Annotated in this window: 14 protein-coding genes and 1 pseudogene; 8 read left to right on the top strand and 7 right to left on the bottom strand. The window is 70.5% G+C overall.

What is annotated here, in order from left to right; all coding sequences use genetic code 11:
- Positions 1–68 precede the first annotated feature (68 nt).
- Positions 69–998 carry an AraC family transcriptional regulator N-terminal domain-containing protein gene (locus ACIOC1_RS22020; protein WP_401309761.1) on the bottom strand — a complete coding sequence of 310 codons (930 nt, stop codon included), beginning with the start codon at positions 996–998 and terminating at the stop codon, positions 69–71.
- Between the two features lie 143 nt (positions 999–1,141).
- On the opposite strand from ACIOC1_RS22020, the gene ACIOC1_RS22015 reads away from it, so the two are divergent.
- The 4 genes from ACIOC1_RS22015 (at position 1,142) to ACIOC1_RS22000 (ending at position 4,085) form a co-directional block, all read left to right on the top strand.
- The gene (locus tag ACIOC1_RS22015) at positions 1,142–1,459 is read left to right on the top strand and encodes a putative quinol monooxygenase (RefSeq protein WP_401856126.1); all 318 of its coding nucleotides are present in this window, start codon (positions 1,142–1,144) and stop codon (positions 1,457–1,459) included.
- Between the two features lie 147 nt (positions 1,460–1,606).
- Positions 1,607–2,566, top strand: coding sequence for an alpha/beta hydrolase (locus ACIOC1_RS22010; RefSeq protein WP_401856125.1), 960 nt, complete (start codon positions 1,607–1,609; stop codon positions 2,564–2,566).
- A 115-nt stretch (positions 2,567–2,681) separates the two neighbouring features.
- Positions 2,682–3,440, top strand: a complete 759-nt coding sequence (locus ACIOC1_RS22005) for an SDR family NAD(P)-dependent oxidoreductase (RefSeq protein WP_401856124.1) — start codon at positions 2,682–2,684, stop codon at positions 3,438–3,440.
- A 216-nt stretch (positions 3,441–3,656) separates the two neighbouring features.
- On the top strand, positions 3,657–4,085 hold the full coding sequence (locus tag ACIOC1_RS22000) for an SH3 domain-containing protein (RefSeq protein ID WP_355336303.1): 429 nt from the start codon (positions 3,657–3,659) through the stop codon (positions 4,083–4,085).
- A 196-nt stretch (positions 4,086–4,281) separates the two neighbouring features.
- On the opposite strand, the gene ACIOC1_RS21995 is transcribed toward ACIOC1_RS22000, so the two are convergent.
- A complete protein-coding gene (locus ACIOC1_RS21995) occupies positions 4,282–6,225 on the bottom strand; it encodes a glycoside hydrolase family 31 protein (RefSeq protein ID WP_401856123.1) in 1,944 nt (647 codons plus the stop codon).
- 389 nt (positions 6,226–6,614) lie between these two features.
- Entirely contained in the window at positions 6,615–6,752 is a 138-nt protein-coding gene (locus ACIOC1_RS21990) for a hypothetical protein (protein WP_401856122.1), read from the bottom strand.
- 432 nt (positions 6,753–7,184) lie between these two features.
- On the opposite strand from ACIOC1_RS21990, the gene ACIOC1_RS21985 reads away from it, so the two are divergent.
- Positions 7,185–9,113: a vWA domain-containing protein gene (locus ACIOC1_RS21985; protein WP_401856121.1), complete on the top strand. Its 1,929-nt coding sequence runs from the start codon at positions 7,185–7,187 to the stop codon at positions 9,111–9,113.
- A gap of 116 nt (positions 9,114–9,229) precedes the next feature.
- Entirely contained in the window at positions 9,230–9,400 is a 171-nt protein-coding gene (locus ACIOC1_RS21980; RefSeq protein WP_391042865.1) for a hypothetical protein, read from the top strand.
- A gap of 159 nt (positions 9,401–9,559) precedes the next feature.
- Here the strand turns inward: ACIOC1_RS21980 and ACIOC1_RS21975 are convergent, their stop codons facing one another.
- Positions 9,560–10,027, bottom strand: a complete 468-nt coding sequence (locus tag ACIOC1_RS21975) for an HNH endonuclease family protein (protein ID WP_401856120.1) — start codon at positions 10,025–10,027, stop codon at positions 9,560–9,562.
- A 3-nt stretch (positions 10,028–10,030) separates the two neighbouring features.
- Positions 10,031–10,507 carry a hypothetical protein gene (locus ACIOC1_RS21970; protein ID WP_401856119.1) on the bottom strand — a complete coding sequence of 159 codons (477 nt, stop codon included), beginning with the start codon at positions 10,505–10,507 and terminating at the stop codon, positions 10,031–10,033.
- A 283-nt stretch (positions 10,508–10,790) separates the two neighbouring features.
- Between ACIOC1_RS21970 and ACIOC1_RS21965 the strand changes: the two genes are divergently transcribed.
- Entirely contained in the window at positions 10,791–11,087 is a 297-nt protein-coding gene (locus tag ACIOC1_RS21965; protein WP_401856118.1) for a hypothetical protein, read from the top strand.
- A 158-nt stretch (positions 11,088–11,245) separates the two neighbouring features.
- Here ACIOC1_RS21965 and ACIOC1_RS21960 read toward each other — a convergent pair whose 3' ends face one another.
- Both ACIOC1_RS21960 and ACIOC1_RS21955 read right to left on the bottom strand, forming a co-directional pair.
- Positions 11,246–11,440 (bottom strand): hypothetical protein, encoded by a 195-nt coding sequence (locus tag ACIOC1_RS21960; protein ID WP_391159494.1) that lies wholly within the window; start codon positions 11,438–11,440, stop codon positions 11,246–11,248.
- Positions 11,441–11,451: 11 nt separating this feature from the next.
- Positions 11,452–11,949: a hypothetical protein gene (locus tag ACIOC1_RS21955; RefSeq protein WP_401856117.1), complete on the bottom strand. Its 498-nt coding sequence runs from the start codon at positions 11,947–11,949 to the stop codon at positions 11,452–11,454.
- Between the two features lie 189 nt (positions 11,950–12,138).
- Between ACIOC1_RS21955 and ACIOC1_RS21950 the strand changes: the two are divergent.
- Positions 12,139–12,597, top strand: a pseudogene (locus ACIOC1_RS21950) (RHS repeat protein); the annotation flags it as partial.
- Positions 12,598–12,768: the final 171 nt, after the last annotated feature.

The raw sequence follows: 12,768 nt of genomic DNA, 5'->3' as shown, positions 1-12,768 counted from the left end.
ACGCCGTTGGGGTGAGCGCCCTCACCCGGGGGTCATCCCGCCGCGCCCCGGCTCGGCGGCTTCCCCGGTCAGGGGAGGACGCCCGCCGGGGTGCGGACGGTGCGGACGGTCCGGCGCAGGCGGGCGGCGTCCCGGCTGGGGGGCGCGCCGAACTGGCGCCGGTACTCGCGGCTGAACTGCGAGGGGTTGTCGTAGCCGACGCGCTGCCCGACCCCCGTGACGTCGCCCGGATGGGTGGTGAGCAGCAGCCGGGCCTCCTGGAGCCGGATCTGCTTCTGGAACTGGATCGGGCTCATCGCGGTCACCGCCTGGAAGTTGCGGTAGAAGGCGGACACGCTCATACCGGACTGCCGCGCCACGTCCTCGACGCGGAAGGGCTGCGCGTAGTGCTCGCGAATCCAGCGCACGGCGCGCGAGACATGGCTGAGGCTGCTGTCGGCCAGGCCGAACTGCCGTACCGCCGCGCCCTGTTCGCCGGTGATCAGCCGCCACAGGATCTCGCGCTTGACGAGGGGCGCGAGGACGGCCCGGTCGTGCGGCTCGTCGAGCAGGCGCAGCAGCCGGACGACCGCGTCGAGCAGCGCGGGCGGCGCGTCGCTGACGACGATGCCCGACGGCGTACCGCCCCCGGTGCGGGGGGAGTTGCCGGGCCCGGCCTGGAGCAGCAGTTCGGCGACGGCGGACGGTTCGAGGACCAGGCCGAACCCCAACGCCGGTTCCTCGGCGTCGGCTTGGAGGAACTGTCCCGTGACCGGCAGATCCACGGACGCGATCAGGTACTGCCCGGCCCCGTACTCGAAGACCCGCTCCCCCAGGGCCAGGCGTTTGGCGCCCTGGGCGATGACCGCCAGGACCGTGCCGGACATCGAGGGGGCGGGCGGGTCGGGGCGGTCGACCTTCGAGACGAGGACGCCGTCGATGGCGGTGGTCCAGCCGGAGCGCGGCGCGTGCCGTGCCAGCAGGCCGCGCAGCTCGTCCAGGTGTTCTTCACGGGTCATACGTCCATTGCACCACCCCACCGCGCCCTGGCTCCCGTGGCCGCGAGGATCGTGCAAGTACGAGCGAGGAACGTTCTAACATTTCCGCAGGTAAGAGCAGTTCAATGGAATCACCGCACTCCAACGGAGAGAAGAAGGATTCCATGAACGCGAACTACGGCTTCAACGCCACGCTGACCGCCAAGGCCGGAATGAGCGACCAACTCGTCGAGCTACTGCTGACCGGTCTGGACGAGGGCAGCCCCGGCGCGAGCGAGCACTGCGTCGTCTACCTCGTCTCCCGCTCCGCCTCCGACCCGGACGTCGTCCACGTCACCGAGGGCTGGACCAGCGAGGAGGACCACCACCGCGCCTTCGCCGGCGAGGCCGCGCAGGCCATCGTGGCGCGGATCGGCCCGCTGCTGGCCAAGGAGTCCGACTACACGGATTACGTGCCGGTGCGGGGCAAGGCCGCTTTCTGATCCGCCTGCTCCGACCTCCCATCCGCCGGCTCCCGCTTACCGGCTCATCCGCCGGCTCCCGCTTACCGGCTCATCCGCCGGCTCCCGCTTTCTGATGCGCCAGTCCGCCACCACCACCCTCTCCACCTCTTGAGAAAGGCACCGCCCATGACCACGCCCCGCCCCGGCCTCGACCCCGAACTGCACGACCTGCTCGCCGACTTGCCGCTGATGTCCGGGCTCAGCCCGGAGGCGCTCGTGCAGGTCCGCCCCTTCTCCTCGGCGCCCGTCGAACCGCTCCTGGAAGGGCGCGCGATCGACCGCCGCGAGGTGACCGTCCCGAGCCGGGACGGCGAACCGATCGCGCTGTCGGTCTTCAGCCCCGCGGCCACCGGCGGCCGTACCACCGCGGCGCCCTGCGTCTACTGGATGCACGGCGGCGGGATGGTCATGGGCGACCGCTTCTCCCAGATAGACATTCCGCTGGAGTGGCTCGACGCGTGCGGCGCCGTCGTGGTCACCGTCGAGTACCGGCTCGCGCCGGAGTCCGGCGGCACGATCCCCGTTGAGGACTGCTACCAGGGGCTGCTCTGGGTCGCCGAGCACGCGGCCGAGCTGGGCATCGACCCCGCCCGTATCGTCGTCGCGGGTGCCAGCGCGGGCGGCGGCCTCGCCGCCGGGGTGGCGCTGGCGGCCCGCGACCGGCAGGCCCCGGCCATCGCCGCCCAGGTGCTGATCGGCCCCATGCTCGACCACCGCAACACCACCGCCTCCAGCCGCCAGTACGCGAACGAACCCGGCGTATGGACCCGCGAGATGAACGAGTTCGGCTGGAGCTGCCTGCTCGGCGGCCTCGTCGGCGACGACGTACCCGCGTACGTATCGCCCGCCCTGGCCGACGACCTGTCGAATCTGCCGACCGCCTACATCGACACCGGTTCCGCCGAGGTCTTCCGCGACGAGGACACCGACTACGCCACCCGGATCTGGGCGGCCGGCGGCCAGGCCGAGCTCCACGTCTGGGCGGGCGGCTTCCACGGCTTCGACGCGCTGTACCCGCAGGCCCGTATCGCGGCCACCGCCCGCAGGACCCGCACCGACTGGCTCGCCCGCGCCCTGTCCGCGTAGGCCCGCCCGGCCGGGTGATGCCGCCCGGCCGCGTAATCCGGCCTGGTCACGTAACCCCATCCGGCCGCGTAGGCCCACCCGGTCACGTAAGCCCACCCCCTTCTGGAGGACCACCATGAACGTCGCCATCGTCACCGGGGCCAGCTCCGGCATCGGACAGAGCGCCGCGATCGAGATCGCCAAACGCGGAACCGGCGTCATCCTGACCTACGCCAACAACCCGGCCGGCGGCCGGGAGACCGTCGCCGCCATCGGGAAGGCGGGCGGCACAGCCGTCGCCCTGCCCCTGGACGTCGGCGAGGCCGGCACCTTCGCCGCCTTCCGCGACACCGTGGCCGCCGTACTGCACGACACCTGGCAGCGCGACACCTTCGACTACCTGGTCAACAACGCCGGTCTCTCCCTCACCTCGCTCATCGAGGACACCACCGAGGAGACCTTCGACCGGCTCATGCGCGTCCTGCTCAAGGGTCCGTACTTCCTGACGCAGAAGCTGCTCCCCCTGATGGCCGACGGCGGCGCCATCGTCAACACGAGCAGCAACTCGACCGCGTCCGCCGGCCTCGAACCCGGCTACTCCGTCTACGCCTCGATGAAGGGCGGCCTCGACGTCCTGACCCGCTACATGGCCAAGGAATTCAGCCCGCGCGGCATCCGGGTCAACGCCGTCTCCCCCGGCTCCACCCGCACCCGCATCGCCAACGACGCCTTCACCCAGTTCCCCGAGGTCATCCCGGCCCTCGCCGCGAAGACCGCGCTCGGCCGCCTCGGCGAACCCGCCGACATCGGCCCCATGATCGCCGCCCTCACCTCCCCCGAGTCCCGCTGGGTCACCGCCCAGACCATCGAGGTCTCGGGCGGCTACAACCTCTAGCGCCTCTAGAACCTCTAGCACCTCTGGACCGGCCCCCCGGCGGCGGACCCGCTGCGCGCGCAGGCCGCCGTCCGGGTGGCGGCGGCACCCGCAGACGGGTGAGGACTGCGCACGTTCGGCCCAACGTGGCAATTTATCCTAGTTGTTGGAGATTGTCCGGCGTATTTTCAGCGGTGCCCATGCGTGTCATTGCACATCAGGAACAGGAGAAGTCCCTTGGCGACATTCGCTGCTCTTCCTTCCCTCCGAGGCCGCATCATCACCGGCGCCAGCGCGCTGACCACCGCCGTCGTACTCGGCACCACGCTGCTCGGCGCGACGGCCGCCCAGGCCGCCGCCCCGACCGCCACCCCGGCCCGCCCGTACGGCACGGTCGTCGCCGGTGACGGCGTGGTCCAGCGCCAGTTCCCGAGCACGGACTCGTCCGTCAAGGGCTCGCTGCGCTACCACCAGCAGGTCGGCCTGCGCTGCAAGGTCCGCGCCCAGAACATCGCGGGCAACGACGTCTGGTACCTGCTGCGCGACAACTCGAACTGGGTCTCGGCGAAGTACGTCGACAACACCGGCAACGTCTCCTACTGCAAGGACGTCCTGCGCAGCGACCTCTCCACCCTGAAGGCAATCCCCAAGGGCGCCAAGGGCTGACCCCCTCCCCCGCGCACGAGCCGGCCCGGAGTCGCCCAAGTCCCCACCCGCGACTCCGGGCCGGCCTCATTGCCGTGGCGCGGCACCGGGCCACCCGCTCACACACGCCGACGGCCAACTGCATGCGAAAACCCAGTGGTGAATCGGCACGGCCCTCATCCACACTGCGCCGATGAGCGCCCCCCGCGGAGACGCGTCAGCGGGAGACGGCATGCATCAGGGCGTCGGTGTCGTGCGTGCCCAGCAGGACGAACACCGGGGTCCGGCTCAGGTCGGCGGCGTAGCCCGTCAGCTCGGCGGGTCCGTGGATCGTCCTCCGGTGCAGGACGTCGTACCACTGGCCCGGCGGAACATGGATGTCGCGCCGCGTCTGATCGGTGAGGACGGGCGCGGCCATCAGCGAGTCGCCGAGCAGCCACTGGTCGGCGATCGTGTAGGCCGCCTCATCCTGCGGGTAGTTGAAGAACAGCGGCTTCATGATCGGTTCCCCGGTGCGCACCGCCCGCTCGGCCTGCGACTCGATGTACGGCGCGAGGCGTTCGTGAGCCTGGACCGCGGCGACGTAGAGGTCGACCGTCTCCTGATCGTACTTCTGGCTGCCGTAGGCGTTGGACACTCCGAGCGGCGAGGTGGAGGAGTACATCAGCGGCATCAGCGACGCCGCCTGCGCCCACCGCACGAGCACCTGCTTGGCAGGCGGGGCCTTGCTCAGTGAACCGCCGATCATGTCCGTCTCGACGAAGGGGTAGCCGACGGTACTGATCGAGAGGTTCTGCGCCACCGCCGCGCGCAGCGAGACCCAGCTTGTTCCCTTGTCGATCTGCCGGGTGACGAAGCCGTACCGCTGCGAGCCGGTCCAGTGGATCCGTACGCCGGCGCCTTGCAGGTCGAACTGGTCGCACAGTTCCGCGCCGAGCTTGAGGTAGTCGAGCGCGGTGTGACCGGGATACGGCGCACAGGTCTCGTCGTAGAAGCGGGTGTCGAATTTGAACCCGTCGACGCCGTAGTCCTGCCGCAGGCTCTGAAGGTTCCCGACATACCAGGCGCGGGCCTCGGGATTGGCGATGTCGACGATGCCGGCGGTGCCGTTCCACCACTTGACCAGGCCCGGTTCGGCCGGGTCGGTCCTCGATTTCAGGAGGTAGCCGTGGTCGGCGGCATAGGAGAAGTTGTCGGCGTCGGTGTTGATCCACAGCGTGACCCAGATCCCGAAGTCGTATCCCATCGCGTGGATCTCGTCGGACATCGCCTTCGGCGCCGGGAATTTGCTGTTGAAGGTGAAGTCGCCGTAATGGCTCATCCAGCCGTCGTCCATCTGGACCGTGTGCCCCGGCACTCCCGCGTCGTGCAGGCTCCTGGCCCAGCCCAACAGCGAGTCCTGTGAGACGGCGGAGTAGAACTGCGCCCACGAGTTCCACAACGGCTTGGCGTACTGCGCGCTCGACGCGTCGCTCTTGGCGGGCGTGCCGGTGATGCCGATGTAGTTCTCATAGACGTCTCTGGCGTTGCGTTCCACGAAGACGGTGGCGTCCATCGTGGAACTCTGGGTGAGCGTGTAGCCGAAGACACCCTGCTGCGCGTCGTTGATGGACACATCCATGACGTCTTCGGTGTCGACCCACAAGCCGGTGCCCCGCTGGGTGAACCAGAACGGCTCGGTGACCAGATACTCCGCGGGCGCCATCGTCTTGTCCCGGACCTTGCCGGAGTCCAACGGCCACGGCTGGTCGATGTACGGCGCACCGGTCGCGGTCACCGCCTCGCCCTGCCCGTACCAGTGACCGGCCGACTCGACCAGATAATGGCTCGCCACCTTGGTCGCGGCGACATGTCCCTGGACCGACCAGGTCATCCGGTACCGGTCAGCGGCCGGAGTGATCCGGTAGGTCACGGTGCTGCCGGGTACGGTGGTCGCCAGCGTCAGTACGAGCACACCGTCGCTCCACCGCGCGCTCGTAACGGACGTGGCGGTCGCCCACGCTCCCTGGGCCGTGCGGAAGACCGCGGGGCCGGACCCCGACGACGCGGACGAGCCCGCGTCGGTCTGCAACACCACCTTGCGATCGCGCAGTGTGGTGATCTGGAAGGGCGACTTGGTGACGACCACGGTGTAGCCCGGGGCCTTCGCCGCGGCCGACACAATGAGTCTGACGCTGTCGACGGTGTCCTCGAACCGCGTGGGCGCCGGGGCTCCGGTCGCACCGTTCCCCGGCTGCCCGGTCGCGCGCGACTCGCCACGAGCAGCCGACTGACCACTCGTCAAAAGCGCACCCGACACGCCGACCGCTCCGCCGACGGCGAGCAAACGCCTTCGAGGCATCCCTTGTTCAGCCATGGTGCTCCTCCTGGTGAGCAGCGTCGAGTCGCTGCATTGGATGGTGCGGCTGTCGAACGGACATGGCCTTCAGTATCCGATCCCAGGGCCGGGCGGGGCCCCGCTGAGACGGCCCGATCACTGCGCAGCGCAGGCTAGCCAGTCCCATTCGTGAGTACAATAGCTCGAAACATGGCCATATCGAGCAACGCGGCTCATTTTCCGCACCAGAGCGCGCCGGAGCCGCGGCGGGGTCGCGGCGGAGTCGCGGCGGGATCGCGGCGGGCCGCGGCGAGCAGGTGCCGGTGGCGGAGGTGCTCGCGGTGGATGTAGACGGTCGCAGCGACGTCCACGGCCGCCAGGTCCACATCGACGACCGCCTCGGCCGCGCCGTCACCTGCCGGTGCGGCGGCGGTCCAGGAGGCGCGGATCGCGGCCGGCGCACGGCGCCCACCAGGATCGCGGACAGTCGGGCTTCGGTGCTGGTCGGATCCCCCGGCGTAGTCGGTAGCCGTCGTCGCCGGCGTGACCCGTGTGGCTGGTGTGCTCCGTGTGCTGGGCGCGTCCGGGCGGAGGTCACCGACGGCGTGCCTAGGGTGCCTTTGATCCCGGTTTGCCGCAGTGGGCGGTGGCTGGTCGTCGAGGAGAGGCCGATGAGGCAGAGGTTGTGTTGGATCGCGTTGAGCGCGCTGGTACTGGCCGCCGCTCCGGTGACTGCCGCGGCAGTGAGCCCACAGGCCGCGCGTTTTGTGCCGGCACCTGGTTCGGACAGCAGCGTGGTGACGGTGCGGACCGGGGGAGACCGGGTCTCTGAGGACGAGGCGGCGCCGCTGGCAGGAGTGGGCCTCGCGCTGTACGCGAGTCCGGACGCGACCGATCCAATCGGACAGGCGTGGGCCCGGTGCACGTCCGACGCCGAGGGGGACTGCAGCTTCGTCGTCCCGGACACCGCCGCGGGCCAGGCGAACCACTCCGCGGTGATGACGGTGCGCCAGACGGCGGCGCCGACCGGGTGGTACACCAACCCGGTGCTGCGCACCGGACCGGGCAGCGGCTCGGGGTCGGTGGCCTCGCCCTACCGGTTCCAGACCCCGCCGCTGCAAGCGGGGAACACCTACCGGTCGACGCGCGAGTTCATGTACAGCTCGAACAATGGGCTGCCCACACGGTCGGGCGGGGTATGGCAGTCCTCGCGGGACAATCCGCCGCTGCCGCCGTCGTGCGGTCTGGACGTCGCGGTCGTGCTCGACCTGTCGGCGTCGGTCGGCAGCCAGCTGCCGGCGCTGAAGGCCGCGACGGACGCCTTCACCGACGCGCTGACCGGCACGCCCTCGCGGATGGCGCTGTTCTCCTTCGACGAGGCGTCGCCGTCCACCAGCGTGGGCGTGAACTATCCGCAGCTGCGTTCGGTGTCCACGCAGGCCGGAGCGGACTCCTTCAAGGACCTGTACGCCGACTGGACGCTGGGCAAGGGCACGAACTGGGACCAGGCGCTGTGGGCGGTGGCGCAGGCACCGGAGCACTACGACGCGACCGTGGTACTGACCGACGGCAACCCGACCCGTTTCGGCGAACGCCGGGGCGACGGGTCGAACACCCACTTCATTGACGTGGAGAACGGCGTCTTCTCCGCCAACTCCGTGAAGGCGAAGGACACCCGGGTGATCGCGCTGGGTGTGGGCAGCGGCGTCGCGGGGGTGTCCGGGCTGAACCTGCGGGCGATCTCCGGACCGACCGCGTTCGACGGGTCCAACACCGTGGCCGCGGACTACTTCCAGACCGCTGACTTCGGCCAGGCCGGCCGCCAACTGCACGACCTGGCAGTGGACAAGTGCACCGGCACGATCAACGTGGTCAAGCAGATCACACCGGCCGACACCACCGGCGAAGACGTGACCGGCTCGGTTCCGGCCGGCCCGGGGTGGACCTTCGCTGCCTCCACCACCACACCGGGAGTCACCGGCCTGCCCGACTCCCGGACCACCACCGCCGACGGCACCGGCACGGTCACCTTCACCCCCGGCTACGGCGCCAACCCCTCTGCTGACGTCACGGTGGACGAGATCCAGCACCCCGGATACCAGCTGGTCACCCAGGGCGGCCAGAACGCGGTGTGCACCGACCTCGACACCGGCCGGCGCGTACCGGTGGAGAACACCGCGTCTGCGGCCGGCCCCGGCTTCGCCGTCGACGCTCCCCGCCAGGACGCGATCACCTGCACCGTCTACAACCGGCCCGCGGAGGATGACGGCGAAGCCGACCTGACCGTCGACAAGGAGTGGGACGTCGACGGGCACCTCTACCCCGAGGGCACCCAACCCGACGGCCTCGACGCCCAGCTCACCCTCACCGGCCCCGACACCGCGTCACCGACACCGCAGCCTTGGGGCGTCGCCCGCCCCGGCTACACAGTGGGCGACCAGGTGACGATCGGTGAACAGGTCCACCTGGGCAACGACGCCTGCACGCTCACCCGCTCCGAAATCACCGAGATCGACGGCACGCCCGTGGACCTGCCCTTGCCGTACGAGACCACCCTCACGGCACACCACCAGCACGCCACCGTCACGAACACCGTGACCTGCTGCCCACCCCATGACGGCGGCGAGCACGGCGGCTACGGGAGCAGCAGCGACGCGCACGGCGCAGACGGCCGCCATGGCGTGACCGTCGCCCGCGGCCACCGCGCCGCCCTGGACCGCCCCGGCCGCTGACCGGCCGGCCGACCCCTGCGCACCACCATTCCAGCGCCCGCCTGCATCCCAGTCTCGGCGGACGGTTCCCCGACCCATGCTGGTTCGCGCGCGTACCCGAGGGAGGAGATCCCGACGTGGGCCACACCCGCTACGTGCGGGCCGCGTTCGCGGCTGCCGACGAAGCGGTCTGCGACGCCCTGGCCCGCGGCTGGCTGCCGGGCGAGCGGGTCGCGGTCGTCCACGCCGCGACCCGGGCCGACCTCAGCGCCTGCTCACCTGCGGCGACGCCACCGATGTCATTGTGACCGCCGCCGACGTGGGTTTCGACGGCGAAGAGATGCGGCTCGGGGCGTCGGTGGGGATCTACGACCGGCCCGCGCAGGAAGTCTGCCGTCCCTTCCCAAAGGGCACACGAGGGTTCGTCCTGGGCGAGGGGGCCGCGGCAGAATCTATGAGCACCCCGGTCACCAGACTGAATTTTCCGTGGGGGTCGGCGCCAGCCCGCCCCGGCGCCGCAGCGATGCCTGCTCCTGATCCGTCAACCGGACGCGGCACCGGCGCCGCGCCGGACCGCCGCGCCCGCGTTCCACGACGACGGCCGGTGACTTCGGCGGGTCATAGCGCTCGACCCGGTCGACCGAAGCCCCAGGGCTTGCAGGTGAGGACTTCAGCGCGACCTCGTGGCCGGACTCGGTGGGCAGCACCTGGCCGCGGCGGCCGCCCAGAATCCTGCTCATCGCGGTCTTCTCCGCCGAGGTGATCCACAGCTTGTACTTCGTCTTCACCGCGACCTGCCGTGCCACGTACTCGCACCGGAATCCGGCCGCTGCCTGCGGCAGCCAACCGCTGGCGTCGTCGTCGCCCTTGTCGTCGTTCGCCGGGCCGTCCGCGGTGGTCAGGTTCAGCGGATCGTTGGCCAACTGCTCGCGCACCGGCTACGACAGCGCCTTCGCGCCGGTCTGCCAGGCGTTGCCGAGCGCCACCACATGGTCGATCCGCACCGCCGGACTCGTCTTCCGGCCCCGGGTGAAGCGGATCGTCCGGCCGGTGCAGGGGTCCTTCAGGACACCGGACTCGACCTCGCACCTGCCCTCGAGCTTCACCTCGGTGAGATCACGCCGCAGGATGTCGTCCCTCGTCTCGCAGCCGTTGTGGCCGCCGGGCGCGCCTTGGCCGTCGGACGCGCCTTGGCCGTCGGTCCACGCCGCGCCGAAGTCGGCGATCCGGTCGTAGCCGGAGATCGGGCCGTCCGGCTTCACCGCGAGCTTCGCCAGCGCCCCCAGCGCCCCCAGCGCCGACCCGCTGCTGATGGAGCGGGCGACACCCGCGCTCCGCGCGGGCACCTTCCCGTTCGCGCTATCGGACTTCGGCTGGCAGCCCGCCAGCACCAGCCCCGCCAGACGAGTGCGCAAGGACGGATCTAGGACGGATCCAGGACGGAAGCTCTTAGCCTCGATTAACAGGGTGACAGTCGGCTGGGCCGCCTGGTGGCCGGGCCGCGGCCCCGCACGGCATCCGAGCGGGATGCATCACCCATCGCCGGATACTGACAACTATGAGGACTGGGAGAAACACTCAATGGCTCGTGTGATCACGGCTCTCGGCGCGCTTGTGTTGGCTGGGGCATCGATCCTCGGCGCGTCCTCGCAGGCGTCTGCGGATCCGAATCCGAACGTTCACGACTCCAACCCGCAGATGGCCACGCTGATCACCCAGTACCACGCGGGGGTCTACAGCTCCCCCTGGGCGGACTCCAAGAAGATCGACGGCCTCATCCTCGCGCCGGGGCAGCAAGCTTACGTGGACTGCTGGGTGTCCGGTGGCACCGTCGGCACCACCGGCGACGTCTGGTACCGCACCTCGGGGATCATGGTGAACGGCACCTACCTCGATGTATATACCTCCTCCGGGGGCCCCGGCTGGACCTACGGGCCGTACGTGGATGGTGACCAGAGGTTCTGGATGTCGCCTGGTGGTCTGCCCCACTGCTAGTGCCGCATCAGGCAACGTTCGCCTGATCCGAGCCGAGATCCTGATCCGCGCGCTGGACCGGCGCCCCGGTAGCGAGTCTGACGACCAGCAGTCCTGAACCCTGGCTGCGCCGCGCAACCGGCTGCGTCACGCCGCCCACGGCGGGCCCGGCATCGCGGTCACAGGCTGGCCCGTTCGGCGAGGGCGACTTGCTGCGCGCGGTGCACCCGGCATACCGGCTGGGTCGGCAGCGCGGGCCGGTCGCACGGCACGCCGTCCAGCCCTGTGCACGTCACCCGATTCATGCCCGGCGCCGGGTCGATCACCCGGCCCTCCTGCTCCTGGCGGCATGGCTTGCACAGCCCGTCGAACACTGCGGCACCGGTCAGGAAGATCCGCGCACCGCGGTTGCAGCAGGCGCCGCGCGGCCGGGTGTCCAACCCGCCCGGGACACTCTGCACGGCATGGCGCGGGACACGGTCGTCCTCGCAGCCCGGACAGGCCCCGGACCGATCTGCGGCGGCGCCGTGGTCCGGGCACATGCCCTTCTCGATGCGGCGGGCCGGCGGCGGTCGGCGACGATCGAGGCGCACACCTCGCAGCGCGCGCCGGTCGACCACAGCACGCCGGCCTCGCAGTCCTCGAGGCCACAGCCCCACCGCGGCAGTGCCACTCCGAGCAGCCACCGGCCCGGCTCCCGGATGTCGGCCGGGACGGCTGCGGCGAACCTGGCGCGCAGCCGTGCCGCCAGCCGCTCGGGGTCGGTGCCGGTGCGCAGCTGCCGCCCGACCTCTCGGGCGATCTGCCGCTGCATGAACGCGCTGTCCACCTGCTCCAGCAGCCAGTGCACCGGCTCCCGCACGCCGTAGATCGCGGCGGACATGGTCAACTGCGGTCCGGTGTACGACGGCCGGACCGGCCCCCGCCCTTGCTGCGCTTTTCGCCTTCGACCTTCGGCGCGAGATGCACTCCATCCGCGCGGAGCGCGAGACCAGCGCCGCCGATCGCGGCCGCACTCGAGGTCAAACGATTTTCCACAGCCGGCCCGGCGACTACCAGCGCCACCGACGCGATGGGAGTGGGCGGGGTCGGCGGGAACGTCACGACGTACACCTACGACGCGCTCGGACGCCCGCACACCGCCACCGACGGGCGCGGCATCACCACCACGGACGCCTACGACGACCGCGACCGCACCACCGGCGTGACCGCCTCCGGCGGCGCGACCGTGGGCTACGTGTTCGACGGTGACGGCAACCAGACCTCCCGCACCGATGCCACCGGCACCACCGCGTACCTGCCGGACGCCCTAAACCGCGAGTCGCTGCGCACCCTGGCCGACGGCTCGGCAACGCTGCTGACGTACGACCCGGCCGGGAACGTCGTCACCTACACCGACCCCACCGGACCGGTGGTCTACGGGTACGACAATGCCAACAACCTCAAGACGCTCAAGGACGCCTCCGGGTCGACCACCACATACCAGTACAACAACGACGACGTCCTGACCTCGGTCGCCTACCCCGGCGGCACCACGCAGACCATCACCCCGGACAACTCCGGCCGCCCCTCGAACATCAAGACCGCCGCCGGCTCCACGACACTGGTCGACCTCTCCTACACCTACACCTCCGGGAAGTCGGGCACGGACGGCGACCTGCGGCACACCCGCACCGACAACCAGGCCGGCGAGACCATCACC

It is taken from the genome of Streptomyces sp. NPDC088197 (assembly GCF_044741185.1).
Taxonomy (GTDB): Bacteria; Actinomycetota; Actinomycetes; order Streptomycetales; family Streptomycetaceae; genus Actinacidiphila.
This window is presented reverse-complemented; position numbering and strand designations above follow the sequence as displayed.